The organism is Streptomyces sp. NPDC015346 (assembly GCF_043078785.1).
Lineage (GTDB): Bacteria > Actinomycetota > Actinomycetes > Streptomycetales > Streptomycetaceae > Streptomyces.
The window spans coordinates 358207-376013 of sequence record NZ_JBIBTW010000008.1 but is presented as its reverse complement, the minus strand read 5'-3'; the positions used below and the strand labels follow the sequence as shown (position 1 = coordinate 376013).

The 17807-nt window shown below is 70.8% G+C and carries 12 protein-coding genes; 8 read left to right on the top strand and 4 right to left on the bottom strand.

Annotated elements, in window-relative coordinates:
* The first annotated feature begins 266 nt into the window (after window positions 1-266).
* The 8 genes from ACF06X_RS28320 to ACF06X_RS28285 all read left to right on the top strand — a co-directional run bounded on the left by ACF06X_RS28320 (window position 267) and on the right by ACF06X_RS28285 (window position 12747).
* The gene (locus tag ACF06X_RS28320; RefSeq protein WP_392290118.1) at window positions 267-3176 is read left to right on the top strand and encodes a glycoside hydrolase family 48 protein; all 2910 of its coding nucleotides are present in this window, start codon (window positions 267-269) and stop codon (window positions 3174-3176) included.
* 205 nt (window positions 3177-3381) lie between these two features.
* Window positions 3382-4890, top strand: coding sequence for an alpha-N-arabinofuranosidase (locus ACF06X_RS28315; protein WP_392290117.1), 1509 nt, complete (start codon window positions 3382-3384; stop codon window positions 4888-4890).
* A 162-nt stretch (window positions 4891-5052) separates the two neighbouring features.
* Window positions 5053-6303, top strand: a complete 1251-nt coding sequence (locus ACF06X_RS28310; protein WP_392290200.1) for an ABC transporter substrate-binding protein — start codon at window positions 5053-5055, stop codon at window positions 6301-6303.
* Window positions 6303-7307: a carbohydrate ABC transporter permease gene (locus tag ACF06X_RS28305; RefSeq protein ID WP_392290116.1), complete on the top strand. Its 1005-nt coding sequence runs from the start codon at window positions 6303-6305 to the stop codon at window positions 7305-7307. Before ACF06X_RS28310 ends, ACF06X_RS28305 begins: the two co-directional genes overlap by 1 nt.
* Window positions 7304-8194: a carbohydrate ABC transporter permease gene (locus ACF06X_RS28300; protein WP_392290115.1), complete on the top strand. Its 891-nt coding sequence runs from the start codon at window positions 7304-7306 to the stop codon at window positions 8192-8194. Before ACF06X_RS28305 ends, ACF06X_RS28300 begins: the two co-directional genes overlap by 4 nt.
* 13 nt (window positions 8195-8207) lie before the next feature.
* Window positions 8208-8789, top strand: a complete 582-nt coding sequence (locus ACF06X_RS28295) for a hypothetical protein (RefSeq protein WP_392290114.1) — start codon at window positions 8208-8210, stop codon at window positions 8787-8789.
* Window positions 8790-8952: 163 nt separating this feature from the next.
* Complete coding sequence (locus ACF06X_RS28290; RefSeq protein WP_392290113.1) at window positions 8953-11685, top strand: Tat pathway signal sequence domain protein; 2733 nt, start codon at window positions 8953-8955, stop codon at window positions 11683-11685.
* Between the two features lie 12 nt (window positions 11686-11697).
* The gene (locus ACF06X_RS28285) at window positions 11698-12747 is read left to right on the top strand and encodes a rhamnogalacturonan acetylesterase (protein ID WP_392290112.1); all 1050 of its coding nucleotides are present in this window, start codon (window positions 11698-11700) and stop codon (window positions 12745-12747) included.
* Window positions 12748-12801: 54 nt separating this feature from the next.
* Here ACF06X_RS28285 and mmsB read toward each other — a convergent pair whose 3' ends face one another.
* The 4 genes from mmsB to ACF06X_RS28265 are packed head-to-tail and all read right to left on the bottom strand — an operon-like array spanning window position 12802 to window position 17723.
* Window positions 12802-14031: a multiple monosaccharide ABC transporter permease gene (gene mmsB, locus ACF06X_RS28280; RefSeq protein ID WP_392290111.1), complete on the bottom strand. Its 1230-nt coding sequence runs from the start codon at window positions 14029-14031 to the stop codon at window positions 12802-12804.
* Between the two features lie 8 nt (window positions 14032-14039).
* The gene (gene mmsA / locus ACF06X_RS28275; protein WP_392290110.1) at window positions 14040-15626 is read right to left on the bottom strand and encodes a multiple monosaccharide ABC transporter ATP-binding protein; all 1587 of its coding nucleotides are present in this window, start codon (window positions 15624-15626) and stop codon (window positions 14040-14042) included.
* The gene (chvE, locus tag ACF06X_RS28270; protein WP_392290109.1) at window positions 15623-16747 is read right to left on the bottom strand and encodes a multiple monosaccharide ABC transporter substrate-binding protein; all 1125 of its coding nucleotides are present in this window, start codon (window positions 16745-16747) and stop codon (window positions 15623-15625) included. Before chvE ends, mmsA begins: the two co-directional genes overlap by 4 nt.
* Window position 16748: 1 nt before the next feature.
* Window positions 16749-17723 carry a hypothetical protein gene (locus ACF06X_RS28265; protein WP_392290199.1) on the bottom strand — a complete coding sequence of 325 codons (975 nt, stop codon included), beginning with the start codon at window positions 17721-17723 and terminating at the stop codon, window positions 16749-16751.
* Between the last annotated feature and the right edge of the window lie 84 nt (window positions 17724-17807).

Genomic DNA, 17807 nt, shown 5'->3' with positions numbered 1-17807 from the left:
ACTCCTTGCAGCGAGGGCGCGTACCTGACGACGCGCCGACTGACGGAATCGCTCCCACTGGTGGGCCCAGACCGTAGCGCCAACTCGCCCCAAGCAAAAGAGGAGTTGTCAACTTTCCCTGTCGAAAGTCTTCGACTCTTCGCGCACCTTGACGCGGTTCCGCCCCGTGGGCACAGTGGGAGCGCTCCCACTGGTTCAGAGCTTGTGTCCATGGCTTCCCGTTCCCTCCACACCCCCACCCTCGAGCCGCGAGGAGAACCACCCCCATGCCCCCGAGCCGACCCCGAAGACGAGCCACCCTGCTCACCGCCCTTGCCGCGACCCTGTCCCTCCCCCTGGGCCTGACCGCCGTGGGCGGCACCACCGCCCACGCCGCGACGGTCCAGTGCAGCGTCGACTACAGGACCAACGACTGGGGGTCCGGCTTCACCGCCGAGCTGACCCTCACCAACCGCGCCGCCACCCCGCTCGACGGCTGGACCCTGACCTACTCCCACGCCGGCAACCAGCAGCTGACCAACGGCTGGAACGGCACGTGGTCCCAGTCCGGGAAGACCGTCACGGTCGCGAACGCGGCCTGGAACAAGACCGTCGCCGCCGGAGCCGCCGTCACCACGGGCGCCCAGTTCACCTACAGCGGGACCAACACCGCCCCGACCGCCTTCGCCGTCAACGGCACCCCCTGCACCGGCGCCCACCAGCCGCCGATCGCCGTGCTCACCAGCCCCGCCGCGGGCGCGGTCTTCACCGCGGGCGACCCCGTTCCGCTGGCCGCCACGGCGGCCGCCGCCGACCAGGCGACGGTGAGCAAGGTGGAGTTCTACAGCGACACCACCCTGCTCGGCACGGACACCATCGCCCCCTACGCGCTGAGCGCCACCGGCCTCGCCGCCGGCTCCCACTCGCTCTACGCCAAGGCCTACGACAGCCTGGGCGCCTCCGCCGAATCCGCCCCGGTCGGCATCACCGTCGCCGCCGGCGCCGCCCTCGTCGCCACCCCGGCCCAGTTCGGCGTACGTCAGGGCGCCACCGGCACCTTCGATCTGAAGCTCTCCACCCGGCCCTCCGCGAACGTGGCGGTGAGCGTCGCCCGCACCTCGGGCAACACCAACCTCAGCGCCACCCCGGCGTCCCTGACCTTCACCCCGGCGAACTGGAACACCGCCCAGAAGGTGACCGTCACCGCCGCGCCGACCGGCACCGGTTCGGCCGTCTTCACCGCGACCGCCCCCGGCCACACCAAGGCCGAGGTGACCGTCGCCCAGCTGGCGGCCGACTCCACGTACGACGCCCGCTTCCTCGACCTCCACGGGAAGATCACGAACCCGGCCAACGGCTACTTCTCGCCCGAGGGCATCCCGTACCACTCGGTCGAGACCCTGATCGTCGAGGCCCCGGACCACGGGCACGAGACGACCTCGGAGGCGTACAGCTATCTGATCTGGCTCCAGGCGATGTACGGCAAGATCACCGGCGACTGGACCAAGTTCAACGGCGCGTGGGACATCATGGAGAAGTACATGATCCCCACCCACGCCGACCAGCCCACGACCGGCAGCTACAACGCCTCCAAGCCGGCCACCTACGCGCCCGAGCACGACCTGCCGTCGCAGTACCCGGCCAGGCTCGACTCCGGCGTCACCTCCGGCGCCGACCCGATCGCCGGTGAGCTGAAGAGCGCGTACGGCACCGACGACCTCTACGGCATGCACTGGATCCAGGACGTCGACAACGTCTACGGCTTCGGCAACGAACCCGGGAAGTGCAACGCCGGACCCACGGCGACCGGTCCGTCGTACATCAACACCTTCCAGCGCGGCCCGCAGGAGTCGGTCTGGGAGACCGTCACCCATCCCACCTGCGACAACTTCGCCTACGGCGGGAAGAACGGCTACCTCGACCTCTTCACGGGCGACGCCTCCTACGCCAAGCAGTGGAAGTTCACCAACGCCCCCGACGCCGACGCCCGCGCGGTCCAGGCCGCCTACTGGGCCGACATCTGGGCCAAGGAGCAGGGCAAGGGCGCCCAGGTCACCACGACCGTCTCCAAGGCGGCCAAGATGGGCGACTACCTGCGCTACGCCATGTTCGACAAGTACTTCAAGAGGGCCGGGAACTGCGTCGGGCCCACCGTCTGCCCCGCCGGCACCGGCAAGAACAGCGCCCACTACCTGATGTCCTGGTACTACGCCTGGGGCGGCGCCACCGACACCTCGGCCGGCTGGTCCTGGCGTATCGGTTCCAGCCACGCCCACGGCGGCTACCAGAACCCGCTCGCCGCCTACGCGCTGAGCGAGTACGCCCCGCTGAAGCCCAAGTCGGCGACGGGCGCGGCGGACTGGGCGACCAGCCTGGACCGGCAGCTGGAGTTCTACCGCTGGCTCCAGTCCGACGAGGGCGCCATCGCGGGCGGAGCCACCAACAGCTGGCAGGGCCGCTACGCGCAGCCGTCGGCCGGGACCCCCACCTTCCACGGCCTCTTCTACGACGAGAAGCCGGTCTACCACGACCCCGCGTCCAACCAGTGGTTCGGCTTCCAGGCCTGGTCCATGGAGCGCGTGGCGGAGTACTACCGGCAGACCGGTGACGCGGCCGCCAAGACCGTGCTCGACAAGTGGGTCGGCTGGGCGCTGTCGAAGACCACGATCAACCCCGACGGCACCTACCGCATCCCCTCCACCCTCCGGTGGTCCGGGGCGCCCGACACCTGGAACGCCGCCAACCCCGGCGCCAACGCGGGACTCCACGTCACCGTCACCGACTACACCGACGACGTCGGCGTGGCCGCCGCCTACGCCAAGACCCTGACGTACTACGCGGCGAAGTCCGGGCACGCCGAGGCCAAGCGGGTCGCCAAGGCGCTCCTGGACGGCATGTGGACCCACCACCAGGACCCGCTCGGCATCGCCGTCCCGGAGACCCGCGCCGACTACAACCGCTTCGACGACCCGGTGTACGTGCCGAGCGGCTGGACCGGCACCATGCCGGGCGGCGACCCGGTGAACTCCTCGTCCACCTTCGCCTCGATCCGCTCCTTCTACCAGGACGACCCGGCCTGGCCGAAGATCGAGGCCTATCTGGCGGGCGGCGCCGCGCCCGTCTTCACGTACCACCGGTTCTGGGCCCAGGCGGACATCGCCCTGGCCATGGGCTCGTACGCGGAGCTGCTCGAATAGCAGCGCCCCGCGGGGGCAGTTCCGCGTACGACACGGCCGGCCGGACCCGCGCGGAGCGGGGACGGCCGGCCCTTCGCGTACCCGGGCGGCCTGCCGCCCCCATTTGACCCGGCGCGCCGCCCCCATTGACCCGGCGCGGTGCCCGAACCTACGGTCCTGTTCGAAGTTGCGATCGCCATTCGATATTTCGAACATCTGGAGCCGTATGTCCCGCGACACCGCCCGCTTCGTCCTCGACCCCGACTTCTCCGTCGGCCGCGTCGACCCCCGTCTCTTCGGCTCGTTCGTCGAACACCTCGGCCGCTGCGTCTACACCGGCGTCTTCGAACCCGGCCACCCCGCCGCCGACGAGGACGGTCTGCGCGCCGACGTCCTGGAGCTCGTCCGTGAACTCGGCGTCACCGTCGTCCGTTACCCGGGCGGCAACTTCGTGTCCGGCCACCGCTGGGAGGACGGCGTCGGCCCGGTCGAGGAGCGGCCGCGCCGCCTCGACCTCGCCTGGCGCTCCACCGAGACCAACCGCTTCGGCCTCGCCGAGTTCCTCGCCTTCCTGCGGAAGCTGGGGCCGCACGCCGAGCCGATGATGGCGCTCAACCTCGGCACCCGAGGCGTCACCGAAGCGCTGGAGCTGCTCGAATACGCCAACCACCCGGCCGGCACCGCGCTCTCCGAGCGCCGGATCGCGCACGGGAACAAGGACCCGTTCGGCATCCGGCTGTGGTGCCTGGGCAACGAGATGGACGGCCCCTGGCAGACCGGCCACAAGACGGCCGCCGAGTACGGCAGGCTCGCCGCCGAGACCGCCCGCGCCATGCGCCAGATCGACCCCGGCCTCGAACTCGTCGCCTGCGGCAGCTCCCACCGGACCATGCCCACCTTCGCCGCGTGGGAGGCCACCGTCCTCGCCGAGACGTACGAGCTCGTGGACCACGTCTCGCTGCACGCGTACTACGAGGAGACCGACGGCGACCGTGACTCCTTCCTCGCCTCCGCCGTCGACATGGAGTCCTCTATCGAGCGGGTCGTGGCCACCTGTGACCACGTCGGCGCCCGGCTGAAGTCGGAGAAGCGGATCACGCTCTCCTTCGACGAGTGGAACGTCTGGTACCAGCGACGGCCCGACCCGCACCCCGTCGAAGACTGGCAGGAGGCCCCGCGCCTCCTGGAGGACGTCTACACCGTCACCGACGCGGTCGTCGTCGGCTCGCTCCTGATCGCCCTGCTGCGCCACGCGGACCGGGTCGCCGTCGCGTGTCTCGCCCAACTCGTCAATGTCATCGCCCCGGTCATGACCGAGCCCGGCGGTCCGGCCTGGCGCCAGACCACCTTCTTCCCCTTCGCCCAGGCCTCGCGCCACGGTCGCGGCACCGTCCTCGACGTGCGCGTCGACGCGCCGACGCACGCCACCCGGCGCTACGGCGAGGTCCCGCTGCTGCACGCCACCGCGGTGCGGAACGAGGACGGCGGCGTGACCGTGTTCGCGGTCAACCGTGCCCAGGGCCGGGAGCTCCCCCTGGAGGTCGCCCTGCGCGGGCTCCAGCCGACCCGGATCGTCGAGCACAGCGTGCTCGCGGACCCGGATCCCGAGGCGTGCAACACGGCGGCCGACCCCGGGCGGGTCGCCCCGCGCCTCGTGGACGGCGGCACGCTCGACGGCGGCGTCCTCAGGACCGTCCTGGCGCCCCTGTCGTGGAACGTCATCAGACTGGCCTGATCGGCCCTTCCCCCGAAGCGCTTCGAACGGATGCGTCCGAACCGTTGACGTACGGGGCGGCCCTCTCTACGTTGTCCCAGCAAGCGCTTTCCTAAAACGTTTCAATCTTCACGCGCGGGAGGACGAACTGTGCGTACCACCAGCACTGTTGACCGGCGGGGCATGCTCAAGCTCACCGGCGGTTCACTGGCCGCTCTCGGCCTGACCGCGGCGGGGTGTGGCAGCGGAGGCGGCTCCGGCGACGGAACCGTGACCATCCGGTACGCCTGGTGGGGGTCCGACGACCGCGCCAAGCGGATCAACCAGTCGATCGCGCTCTTCGAGAAGAAGTACCCGAAGATCAAGGTCAAGACGGACTTCCAGCCCTACGCCGACTTCTGGAAGAAGTTCAACACCCAGGCGTCCGGCGGCAATCCGCCGGACGTCTTCCAGAACGCGATCGGGTTCCTGCGCAAGTACGACGAGAAGAACGTCCTGCTCGACCTGCGCGAGCAGGTCAAGGCCGGAAACCTCCGCCTCGACGGCTTCCGGGCCGGACTCGAGAAGTTCGGCGAGATCGACGGCAAGCTCCTCGGCGTCCCGGTCGGCAGCAACTCGATGGCCCTGGTCATCGACCGGACCCTCTTCGCCAAGGCGGGGATCGCCCCCAGGCCCGGCTGGACCTGGGGCGAGTTCCAGGCCGCCCTCGCCAAGATCCGCGACACCCAGGGCCGGGCCGGCGACAGCGGCATGTACGGCGTGATGTACCTCTACGACCTCTACCTGCGCCAGCACGGCAAGGCGTTCTTCACCAAGGACGGGCTCGGCTTCACCGAGGCCGATCTCACCGACTGGTGGACGAAGGCGTACGCCGGGGTCCGCTCGGGCCTCCACGCACCCCCCGGGAAGGCCGCCCAGGCCAGGCCGAAGTCGGCCGTCACCGCCGAACTCGCCGCCGCCGAGTTCACCTGGGACAACTTCGCCATCCGCTACACCGCGGAGGGCAAGAGCGAGTACGGGCTGGCCCCCATCCCGACCACCGACGGCAGGAGGACCGGGCAGTACCTCGGTTCGCTGATGCTCAGCGGATCGAAGCGCACCAAGCACCCCGGGGAAGTGGCCCGGTTCATCGACTTCATGGTCCACGACCCGCAGGTCGCCACGGTCATGGGCTTCGACCGCGGTGTCCCGGCCACCACGGCCCAGTACGAGGCCTTCAAGCCCACCGACCCGGTCGCCCGGCAGATCGCCGCGTACGAACAGCAGCTGGTGGACTCCGGCGTCCTGGAGACGATCACGCCCCACCCGGCGGGCGCCGACGTCTGCGAGGCGGCCTTCCTGCGCCTCGCGGAGGAGATGGCGCTCGGCAAGCGGTCGGTGCCGGACGCGGTGAAGCAGTACTTCACCGAGGCCAAGACGGCCCTCGGCTCCTGATGGGAACCGCCGTGACACACGTACCGCCGACGCCGCCGGCCGTGGAGCCCGCGGCGCCGGGCTCCGTGGCCGGGGGCGGCCCCACGACCTCCTCGGGGGGCGCCGGCCGCGGCCGTGCCCGCCGCGAGAACCTCGCCGGCTATCTCTTCATGTCCCCGTGGATCGCCGGCTTCGTCCTGCTCACCGCGGGACCGATGATCGCCTCGCTCTACTTCGCCTTCACGGACTACAACCTCTTCGACGCCCCGAAGTGGATCGGTCTGCGGAACTTCACCGAGATGTTCGCCGACCCGCGCTGGCGCACCTCGGTGGAGGTGACGAGTTGGTACGTGATCGTCGGTACGCCGCTCAAGCTGGCCGCCGCACTCGGCGTGGCGCTGCTCCTCAACCAGAAGCGCGCGGGCCAGGGCTTCTACCGGGCGGCGTTCTACGCGCCCTCGCTCATCGGCGCGAGCGTCTCCATCGCCATCGTCTGGCGCGCGATCTTCTCGGACGGCGCCGTCGTCGACCGCACCCAGCAGGTCTTCGGCCTGGACGCGGGCGGCTGGATCGGCGACCCGGACCGGATCGTCTACAGCCTGGTCGCCCTGACCGTCTGGCAGTTCGGCGCCCCGATGGTCATCTTCCTGGCGGGGCTCAAGCAGGTCCCGCGCGAGCTGTACGAGGCGGCCGAGATGGACGGCGCGGGGACATGGCGCCGGTTCTGGAACATCACCCTGCCGATGATTTCCCCGGTGCTCTTCTTCAACGTGCTCCTGGAGACGATCCACTCCTTCCAGGTCTTCGGCTCGGCCTACATCCTCGGCGGCCAGGGCAACTCCTGCGGACCGGCCGACGCCACGCTCGTCTACACCTGTTACCTCTACATCCAGGGCTTCGAGAACAGCCGGATGGGCTTCGCCTCGGCGATGGCCTGGATGCTGCTGCTCGCCGTCGGCCTGGTGACCGCGGTGCTGTTCTGGTCCCAGCGGCGCTGGGTGCACTACGAGGAGGCGTCCCGATGACCCTGACGAGCACATCGAGGCGTAGGGATACGGGGTCGGGCGCCGGTTCGAGGCGGGTCCGTACGGGATCGATCGCCTGGCACCTGGGGGCGCTCGCCGTCCTCGCGGTCGTCCTCTACCCCGTGGTCTGGGTGATCGGCGGCTCGCTGAAGCCGAACGACGAGATCGTCGGCAGCCTGCGGCTGCTCCCCACCGATCCGATACTGGACAACTACCGCCGGCTCGCCGACGGCATCGCGGACATCCCCATCTCCACCTTCTTCACCAACTCGCTCCTGCTGTCCCTCGGTTCGGTGGTCGGCGTCGTCCTGTCCTGCTCGCTGGCGGCCTACGCCTTCGCCAGGATCGGCTTCGCCGGACGCGGGATCCTCTTCTCGGTGATGATCGGCACGCTCCTTCTGCCGTACCACGTGCTGCTCATCCCGCAGTACGTCCTCTTCCAGAAGCTGGAACTCGTCAACACCTACACACCGCTGCTGCTCGGCAAGTACCTGGCGACGGACGCGTTCTTCGTCTTCCTGATGATGCAGTTCATGCGCAACCTGCCCAAGGAGCTGGACGAGGCGGCGCGCCTGGACGGCTGCGGGCATCTGCGGATCTACTGGTCGATCGTGCTGCCGCTGTGCCGTCCCGCCCTGATCACCAGCGCGATCTTCACCTTCATCAACGCGTGGAACGACTTCATGGGGCCGTTGATCTACCTCAACGAACCCGAGAAGTACACCGTCTCGCTCGGCCTGAAGATGTTCGTCGACCAGGACGGTCTCGCCAACTACGGCGGGATGATCGCCATGTCGCTCGTGGCGCTCCTGCCGGTGCTCCTCTTCTTCCTGGCCTTCCAGCGCTATCTCATCGACGGCATGGCCACGTCCGGACTGAAGGGCTGAGGAGGCCGCGTCCATGCTCAAGCCGCAGACACTGGAACGCTTCGGCGTGTTCGCCGAGTGTCTCCTCGTCGGGATCTGGATCACCCTCGCGTCACTGCCGCTGGTGACGCTCCCCGCGGCGCTGGCCGCGGGGGCGGCGCATCTGCGCCGCTGGACCGGGGACGAGGAGGGCGGCCTGCGCGCCTTCACGGCGGACCTGCGGTCCGCCGCGCGCCGGGGCTGGCTCGTGGGGGTGGCGGTCTGGGCCGCGCTCGCGCTGGTGTGGCTCGACCTCGCGATCGTACGGGCGGGGCTGCCGGGCGGCCGCACGGTCGGCGCGCTCGGGGTCCTGGCGGCGATCGGTCTCGTCGTCACCGTCCTGCGCGCCTGCGCGGCCTGGCGCCCCGGCTCCTCCTGGCGCTCGCTGCTCGCCGCGGCGGCCCGCCGCACCGTGCGCGACCCGGCCGGCTCACTCCTCGTCGTCTGCGGCTTCGCCGTGATCGCGGCCTCGGCCTGGTTCGCCGTTCCCCTGGCGGCCCCGGCGCTCGGCGTCGCGATGGCGGCGACCCTCGCGGTCGAGAGGCGCACGGCGGAGAGGCACGCGGCGGCCCGCTGAGCGGGGTGGCCGCAGCGCCGTCGCCGTCGCCGTCCGGCACGGTCGCCGACCCACCCCGGCCCGGCCTCGTGCCGGTCCGGCCGCCGTGCCGGGCCGGCCGTTCCCATGGCTCGTGGCAACCGCCGCCGAGCCGCCGAATGTCATGCTCATGGAAAGGAATCGCATGTCCTCGATCCCTCGCAGGTCTCTGCTCAAGGCCGCCGCCGTCGCCGGTGCCGCCGCCCAGTTCAGCTGGGCCCTCGGACGGGGCGACGCGCGGGCCGCCGCAGGCGCCAGGACACCCGCCGACGAGCGGCCGGCGACCGTCACCTGGCTGGAGGACGGCGGACTGGGCGCGGCGCCCGGGTCCACCTTCGGGGTGCCGTGGCCCAGGGGCGCCCACCCCGCCGACCGGACCTTCGCGCTCACCACGGCCGACGGCGCGGAGGTCCCCGTACAGACCTGGACCACCGCCCGCTGGCCCGACGGCTCGCTCAAGTGGACCGCGCACGCCGTCGGCCCCGAGGCCGCCGGAGCGCGGAGGTTCACCCTCGCTCCCGGCACCCCGGCCACCGCCACCCGCCGGATCACCGTCACGGAGACCGACCGCCGTATCACCGTCGACACCGGCACGGTCACCGCGGTCGTCTCCCGCGACGGCGCGAAGCTCGTCGAGTCCGTGACACGCGACGGAGTGAAGATCGCCACCGACGGGCGGCTCGTCCTGCTGCGCCAGAGCGACCTCGACGACGGCGACCAGGGCAACGCCAAGTGGGAGCGGTTCGACGGCGAGATCTCCGGCGCCACCGTCGAACAGCGCGGCCCCGTCCGCGCGGTCGTCCGCATCGACGGCAAGCACCGCAAGGGCAGCCGCAGTTGGCTTCCGTTCTCGGTCCGTCTCTACTTCTACGCCGGCGCCGAGTCCTTCCGCATGGTGCACACCATCACCTACGACGGGGATCAGAACAAGGACTTCGTCCGCGGCCTCGGCGTCCGCTTCACCGTCCCCATGCGCGACGCCGCGTACGACCGCCACATCCGTATCGCGGGCGAGGGCCAGGGCTTCCTCACCGAGGCCGTCAAGGGCATCACCGGCCTGCGCCGCGACCCCGGCGCCGCCGTCCGCAAGGCTCAGGTCAAGGGCGAGAAGCTGCCCGACCCGGTCACCTGGGACCAGCGCGTCACCTCCCGCCTCCAGTACATCCCGACCTGGGGCGACTACACCCTCTCCCAGCTCTCCGCCGACGGCTTCACCCTGCGCAAGCGCACCAAGGCCGGCCACGGCTGGATCCCGGCCGGCGGCGGCCGCCGGGCGAACGGCTTCGGATACGTCGGCGGACCGAGCGGCGGATTCTCCTTCGGGCTGCGGGACTTCTGGCAGAAGCACCCCGCGCAGCTCGACATCCGCGGCGCCGCCGGCGACGCCGCGGAGGTCACCCTCTGGCTCTGGTCACCCGAGGCCCAGCCCATGGACCTGCGCTTCTACCACGACGGCATGGGCCAGGACACCTTCCCCGAACAGCTCGAAGGCCTCAACATCACCTACGAGGACTACGAACCCGGCTTCGGCACGCCCTACGGCATCGCCCGCACCAGCGAGCTGATGTTCTGGGCCAACGCCGCCACGCCGACCGCCGAGACGCTCGTCGCCCAGGCCGCCGCCGTCACCACCCCGCCGCAACTCGTCGCGAGCCCCGAAGACCTCAGCCGCGCCCGGGTGTTCGGCGGACTCTTCGCACCCGTCGACCGCTCCACCCCCGCCAAGGCGCGGATCGAGGACCACCTCGACTACCTCTTCACCTACTACAAGGACCAGGCCGAGCAGCGCCGTTGGTACGGCTTCTGGGACTACGGCGACATCATGCACACCTACGACGAGGACCGGCACCAGTGGCGGTACGACGTCGGCGGCTACGCCTGGGACAACTCCGAGCTCTCTCCCGACCTGTGGCTCTGGTACGCCTACCTGCGCTCAGGCCGCTCCGACATCTTCCGGTTCGCCGAGGCGATGACCCGCCACACCGGCGAGGTCGACGTCTACCACCTCGGCACCTGGGCCGGACTCGGCACCCGGCACGGCGTCCAGCACTTCGCGTGCAGCGCCAAGCAGCAGCGCATCTCCACCGCCGTCTACCGCCGCCCCTACTACTACCTCACCGCCGACGAACGCGTCGGCGACCTGATGCACGCCCTGGTCGACTCCGACGAGACCTTCCTCGTCCTCGACCCGATCCGCAAGATCCGCACCGAGCCCTACACCCCGGACCGCCACGCCCTGTCCATCGGCTTCGGCACGGACTGGAGCGGCCTCGCCGCCGCCTGGCTCACCGAGTGGGAACGCGGCGGCCCCAAGGCCGCCAAGGCCGAGGCGCGGCTGCGCTCCACCATGGAGACCATCGCCGCCCAGCCCAACGGATTCGTCCAGGGCACCGGCCTCTACGACCTCGACACCGGCCGGTTCGCCGTCGCCACCGAGCCCGTCGTCGGCGTCTCCCACCTCTCCGCGATGTTCGGCCTGGTCGAGATGTGCGCCGAACTCATCGACCTCGTCGACATGCCCGCGTTCAAGAACGCCTGGCTCGACTACTGCCGCTACTTCAACGCCTCCAAGACCGAACAGGCGGCCCGCTACGGCAAGAACTTCGGCAATCTGCTGCTCTTCCAGGGCCACTCGCGCCAGGACGCCTACGCCGCCGCCCAGTTGAACGACCCCGCGCTCGCCAAGCGCGCCTGGGCCAAGTTCCACGCGAGCGACGGCTACACCTCGGCGATGGTCTGGGACAAGACCCCCGTCCAGGGGCCCGCCGCGCTCGAACCCGGCTACGAACACCTGGGGATCAGCACCAACACCACCGCCCTCTACGGACTCGCCGCCATCCAGAACCTCGCCCTCGTCGGCGACAGCCTCCCCGCGTAAGGAGAAGCACCGATGCGACGCACCGCCCTGCTCACCGTCGCCGCGACCGCCGCCGCCGCGCTCACCGCCGCCCCCGCCCACGCCGAAGGCCCCTACGGCCAGGGCCTCGACCACTGTGCCCCGTCCGCCACCACGGACGCGGTCGTCTGCCACTTCGACGTGCCGCCCGGCACGTACGACGTCACCGTCACCCTCGGCGGGGACACCGCCGGCTCCACCTCCGTCACGGGCGAGACCCGGCGCGCCCTGCTCGCCGCGACCGGCACCGGCGCGGGGGAGCGGGCCCGGCGCTCCTTCACCGTCGACGTCCGTGACCCCGAGGGCGAGCCGACCGGACCCGCCGGAAGCCCCGGCCTCGACCTGACCTTCGGCGGCGCGGCGCCACGGCTCTCCGGCGTCCGGGTCACCCCGGCCCCCGCCGCGCCGCGCCTCTTCCTCGTCGGCGACTCCACCGTCTGCGACCAGCCGGGGGAGCCGTACAGCGGCTGGGGCCAGCAGCTGCCCCGGTTCCTCACGCGCGGGGTCGCGGTCGCCAACCACGCCGACTCCGGGGAGAGCACCGTCAGCTATCTGGCCAACCCCGCCCTCTTCCCCACCGTCCAGCCGCTCATCCGGCCCGGCGACCCCGTCCTGATCCAGCTCGCCCACAACGACAAGCAGACCGACGCCGCGACCTATCGGGCCAACCTCACCACCCTCGTCGAGGGGGTACGGGAACGGGGCGGCCGGCCCGTGCTCGTGACGCCCGTCGTGCGCCGCTGGTTCAACACCGACGGCACCCTGAACAACGGCACCGCCCTCCTCGTCAACGGCCTCGGCGTCGACCACCCCGCCGAGGTCAGGCGCCTCGCGGCCGGCCTCGGAACCCCGCTGATCGACCTGACCGCCCTCACCAGGGCGCGGGTCGAGGAGCTGGGCCCCGAGGCGTCCAAGGCCCTCTACCTGACGGCCGAGAAGCGGGACAACACCCACACCTCGGTGCGCGGCGCCACGGAGTACGCCGCCCTCGTCGCCGGCGAACTGCGCGCCCAGCGGATCCTCCCGGAGCGCCTCTTCCGATGAGGGGACGCGCGGTCCGGGTGGCCGTGACGGCCACCCGGACCGGTCCCCCCTCCGCTACCGGCCCGCGCGCCGCTTGTTCCAGACGTCGAAGCCGACCGCGGCGAGGAGCACCAGACCCTTGATGACCTGCTGGTAGTCCGTGCCGATGCCCACCAGCGACATCCCGTTGTTCAGGACGCCCAGGACCAGGCCGCCGATCACCGCCCCCATCACCGTGCCCACGCCGCCGCTCATCGACGCCCCGCCGATGAACGCGGCCGCGATCGCCTCCAGCTCGAAGTTGAGACCGGCCTGCGGCGTGCCCGCGTTGAGCCGCGCCGCGTACACGCAGCCGGCGAGGGCCGCGAGGACGCCCATGTTGACGAAGACCAGGAACGTGACCCGCTTGTCCTTGACCCCCGAGAGCTTCGCGGCCGCCTTGTTGCCGCCGAGCGCGTACACATGGCGGCCGACGACCGCGTTGCGCATCACGTAACCGAGACCGATGAGCAGCGCGCACATGACGAGCATGACGACCGGCACACCGTGGAAGCTGGCCAGGGTGAGGGTGAAGGCCCCGATCGCGGCGGTCATCGCCACGCACTTCAGCGCCCACAGCCCGGTCGGCAGGACCTCCAGCTCGTACGCCACCTGCCGCTTGCGGTCGCGCCACTCGCGCAGCAGCAGGAAGACGACCGTGACGAGACCGATGAACAGGGTCGGGTTGTGGTACTGCGTGTACGGCCCCATCTCGGGGATGAAGCCCTTGGCGATGTTCTGGAAGCCTTCGGGGAACGGCGCCAGCGAGCGGCCCTCCAGGAAGATCTGGGTGAGACCGCGGAAGAGGAGCATCCCGGCGAGCGTCACGATGAAGGACGGGATCCCGAGGTAGGCGATGAAGTACCCCTGCCAGGCCCCGGCCACCGCACCGACGAGCAGGGCGAGCACGAGCGCGAGGACCCACGGCAGGTCGTGACGGACCATCATCACCGCCGACAGGGCGCCGACGAACGCGGCGAGCGACCCCACGGACAGGTCGATGTGACCCGCGATGATGACGATCATCATCCCCATGGCGAGGATGAGGATGTAGCTGTTCTGCTGGACCAGGTTGGAGACGTTGTTCGGCAGCAGCAGCGTGCCGTCCGTCCAGATCTGGAACAGGACGACGAGGAAGGCGAGCGCGACGAGCATGCCGTACCGGCGCATGTTCGCCCGCAGCGCGTGCACGAGCAGCGCGCCGGCCGACGGACGTATCGGATGGGTCGCCACCGTGTCGGGCGCGGAAGGGGTCGTGGTGGTCATGGCGGACCTCAGCTCCTGCTCGTGGTCATGTGGCGCATCAGGGTTTCCTGGGTGGCATCGCCGCGGGCGACCTCACCGGTCAGCCGCCCCTCGGCCATCGTGTAGATCCGGTCGCACATCCCGAGGAGTTCGGGCAGTTCGGAGGAGATGAACAGCACCGCTCTGCCCTGCGCCGCGAGCCGGTCGATCACGGTGTAGATCTCGTACTTGGCGCCGACGTCGATGCCCCGCGTCGGCTCGTCGAGGATCAGCACCTTCGGGTCGGCGTGGATCCACTTGCTGAGGACGACCTTCTGCTGGTTGCCGCCGGAGAGCCGGCCGACCTGCTCGAAGACCGTCGGCGTCTTGATGTTCATCGTGGCGCGGTAGCGCTCGGCGACCTTCCGCTCCTCGTGCTCGTCGACCACTCCGCGCCGCCGCATCCCGGGCAGGGAGGCGAGCGAGACATTGCGGTGGACGGTGTCGTCCAGATGGAGCCCGTAGCGTTTGCGGTCCTCGGTGACGTAGGCCAGACCGGCCGCGATCGCGTCGGGCACGGTGCCCGTCGCCGCCGGCCGGCCGTCGATCTCCACGGTGCCGCCCGCGTACCGCCCGTAGGAGCGGCCGAAGACCGACATCGCCAGCTCGGTGCGACCGGCGCCCATGAGGCCCGCGATGCCGACGATCTCGCCCCGGCGGACGGTCAGCGAGACGTCGTCGACGACCGTGCGCCGCTGGTCCACCGGGTGGCGCACGGTCCACCCCCGGACCGCGAGCGCGACCCGGCCGGCGTCCGCGCCCTGGTAGGCGGTGCGCGGCGGGAAGCGGTGGTCGAGGTCGCGGCCCACCATGCCGCGGATGATCCGCTCCTCGGACAGCTCCGGGGCGGCGTCCGGGGCCGGGCGGACCGGCAGCGTCTCGATGGTCCGGCCGTCGCGGAGCACCGTCACCCGGTCGGCGATCCGCCGGATCTCGCCCAGCTTGTGGGAGATGACGACGGAGGCGATGCCCTCCTCGCGCAGCTCCAGGATCAGCTGCAGGAGCGCCGCACTGTCCTCGTCGTTGAGCGCCGCCGTCGGCTCGTCGAGGACGAGCAGCTTCACCTCCTTGGACAGCGCCTTGGCGATCTCGACCAGCTGCTGTCGGCCCACGCCGAGGTCGGCGACCGGCGTGAGCGGGTTCTCGCGCAGACCGACCCGGGCGAGCAGGCGCTGGGCGCTGCGCAGGGTGTCGTTCCAGTCGACGACTCCCCGGTGGGCCCGTTCGTTGCCGAGGAAGATGTTCTCCGCGATCGACAGGTGCGGGACGAGCGCCAGCTCCTGATGGATGATCACGATGCCGCGGCGTTCGCTCGCCCGGATGTCCTTGAAGGCGACCGGTTCGCCCTCGAAACGGATCTCGCCCTCGTAGGTGCCGTGCGGGTGGACGCCGCTGACCACCTTCATCAGCGTCGACTTGCCGGCGCCGTTCTCGCCGCAGAGGGCGTGGATCTCGGCGCGGCCGACGGTGAGGTTCACCTCGCTGAGCGCGGTGACGCCGGGGAAGGTCTTGGTGATGGAACGCATCTCGAGCACGGGCTCGAGGACGGGATCGGGGCCGGGGACTGGGCCGGTCATGACAGCTGTTCCGCGGTGAAGTACCCCTCGCGGACGAGGAGATCGGTGTTCGACCTGTCGATGCTGACCGGGTCGAGCAGATACGACGGCACGGTCTTCTTCCCGTTGTGGTAGTCCTTCACGTTGTTGACCTCCGGCTTCCTGCCGTCCAGTACGGCGTCGCCCATCGCCACCGCCCGGGCGGCCAGCTTGCGGGTGTCCTTGAAGACGGTCTGGGTCTGCTCGCCACGGATGATCGACTTGACCGAGGCCAGCTCGGCATCCTGCCCGGTGACGACGGGCAGCGGCCGGCCGGCGGTGCCGTAACCGGCGCTCTTGAGCGCGGAGATGATGCCGATCGAGATGCCGTCGTACGGCGAGAGGACCGCGTCGACGCTCTCCTCGCCGTAGTTCTTGCTGATCAGGTCGTCCATCCGCTTCTGCGCGGTGCCGCCGTCCCAGCGCAGGGTGGTCGCCTGGTTCATCCTCGTCTGCCCGCTGCGGACGCGGAGCCGGCCGCTGTCGAAGTACGGCTGGAGCACCTTCATGGCGCCGTTCCAGAAGTACCGGGTGTTGTTGTCGTCCGGCGATCCGGCGAAGAGCTCGATGTCGTACGTCTTGCCGGCGTTCTTCGTGGGCGCGCCCAGCTTCAGCCGCTCGACGATGTACCGCGCCTCCAGCTCGCCGACCCGCTCGTTGTCGAAGGAGGCGTAGTAGTCGACGTGCTCGGTGCCCATGATGAGCCGGTCGTACGAGATGACGGGGATGCCGGCGTCGTGGGCGCGCTGGAGTACCTCGGTGAGCGCGGCACCGTCGATCGCGGCGATCACCAGGAGCCGCCGACCCTTGGTGATCATGTTCTCGATCTGGGCGATCTGGTTCTCGACCTTGTCGTCGCCGTACTGCAGGTCGGTCTCGTAGCCCGCCTGCCGGAACTGCTTCGCCATGTTCTCGCCGTCGGCTATCCACCGCTCCGAGGCCTTGGTCGGCAACGCCAGGCCGATGGTGCCGCCCTTCTCGGCGTCGGCCTTGTACCGGCTGCCGCCGCGGGCCTCCTGGCCGCAGCCGGCGAGGGCCGTGACGAGCAGCAGGGACAGGGCGGCGAGGGCCGCCGGGTGGCGGGTGCGGGTGCGGGTGCGCATGTCAGTTCCCTTCGGGGGCGGGGAAACGGCGGAGGGCGCCGGGCAGCCGCGAGCCGAGCGGGGACATCCCGCCGTCCGCGCCGTGCCGGGCGAGCAGATCGAGGACCAGCCGGCCGCGCCGTACGCGCTCACGGGCGGTGGCCAGCGCGTGGTCCCGCAGATGGGCGCCGTACGGATAGAGGCCGGCCGACCTGCTCAGCCCGAACTTCAGGTACAACGGCGCGCCCCGCCGGATCAGTTCGGCGGCCTCGTACATCCGGACGTAGCCGCCGAGGTCGTCCGGCGCCTCCACGTAGAGGTCCATCGGCGCGCGGCTGACCCGGCGGATCTCGGTGAGGTGGGTGAGGGTCAGGTCGGAGGGGACGTTGAGGGAGTCCGCGCCCAGGTGCTCGTAGACGGCGTACGAGGCCGGATTGACGGGGCCGATCAGCGCGGAGGCCTTGAACGTGGTGTCGGCGGGGAGTTCACCGGCCGCGCGCAGCCGGTGCAGCGTCCACAGCACGCCCTCGTCGGCGACGAGCAGACAGCGCACCCCCAACGCCGTGGCGCGCAGGGCGTCCTCGACGCAGCCGGCGAGTCCGTCATGGCCGCGCGCCCGCAGACCGGCGCCGCCGGAGTCGGTACGGGTGGCGGCGCCGATGTCCCAGGTGCCGCGCGGCCCGGTGAACAGGCAGAGCTCGACGGAGCGTTCGGCGCAGCCCTCGACCATCTCGGTGATCTCGTCGTCGGTGAGCATCCAGACGCCGCTGCCCTGGCTGATCCGGTGCACCGGCACGTCGAGCCGGGCGCTCTCCTTCAGGACCACGGCGAGCGCCTCGGGTCCCTCGACCGAGGGGATCTCGGTGCGCCAGGTGCCGCCGTCCGGGAAGGAGTGCGGGGAGGCGTCGGCGGGATCGACGGCGGGCACCGGATGGTCGATCCGCGCGAGCGCGGCGGCGCCGGGACGGCGGGGGACGGCGGAAGCGGTCACAGGAATCCTCTGTTCGGTATATCGGACGCTGTTCGGGACGGAGGGCGCGCGGGGGTCCGGGCGGGGGTACGGGCGGTGGTACGGGACCAC

What these genes read in the sequence shown, in the direction of transcription:
- ACF06X_RS28320 (WP_392290118.1), top strand. Translation starts at nt 267, where the DNA reads ATGCCCCCGAGCCGACCCCGAAGACGAGCCACCCTGCTCACCGCCCTT.
- ACF06X_RS28315 (WP_392290117.1), top strand. Translation starts at nt 3,382, where the DNA reads ATGTCCCGCGACACCGCCCGCTTCGTCCTCGACCCCGACTTCTCCGTC.
- ACF06X_RS28310 (WP_392290200.1), top strand. Translation starts at nt 5,053, where the DNA reads ATGCTCAAGCTCACCGGCGGTTCACTGGCCGCTCTCGGCCTGACCGCG.
- ACF06X_RS28305 (WP_392290116.1), top strand. Translation starts at nt 6,303, where the DNA reads ATGGGAACCGCCGTGACACACGTACCGCCGACGCCGCCGGCCGTGGAG.
- ACF06X_RS28300 (WP_392290115.1), top strand. Translation starts at nt 7,304, where the DNA reads ATGACCCTGACGAGCACATCGAGGCGTAGGGATACGGGGTCGGGCGCC.
- ACF06X_RS28295 (WP_392290114.1), top strand. Translation starts at nt 8,208, where the DNA reads ATGCTCAAGCCGCAGACACTGGAACGCTTCGGCGTGTTCGCCGAGTGT.
- ACF06X_RS28290 (WP_392290113.1), top strand. Translation starts at nt 8,953, where the DNA reads ATGTCCTCGATCCCTCGCAGGTCTCTGCTCAAGGCCGCCGCCGTCGCC.
- ACF06X_RS28285 (WP_392290112.1), top strand. Translation starts at nt 11,698, where the DNA reads ATGCGACGCACCGCCCTGCTCACCGTCGCCGCGACCGCCGCCGCCGCG.
- mmsB (WP_392290111.1), bottom strand. Translation starts at nt 14,031, where the DNA reads ATGACCACCACGACCCCTTCCGCGCCCGACACGGTGGCGACCCATCCG.
- mmsA (WP_392290110.1), bottom strand. Translation starts at nt 15,626, where the DNA reads ATGACCGGCCCAGTCCCCGGCCCCGATCCCGTCCTCGAGCCCGTGCTC.
- chvE (WP_392290109.1), bottom strand. Translation starts at nt 16,747, where the DNA reads ATGCGCACCCGCACCCGCACCCGCCACCCGGCGGCCCTCGCCGCCCTG.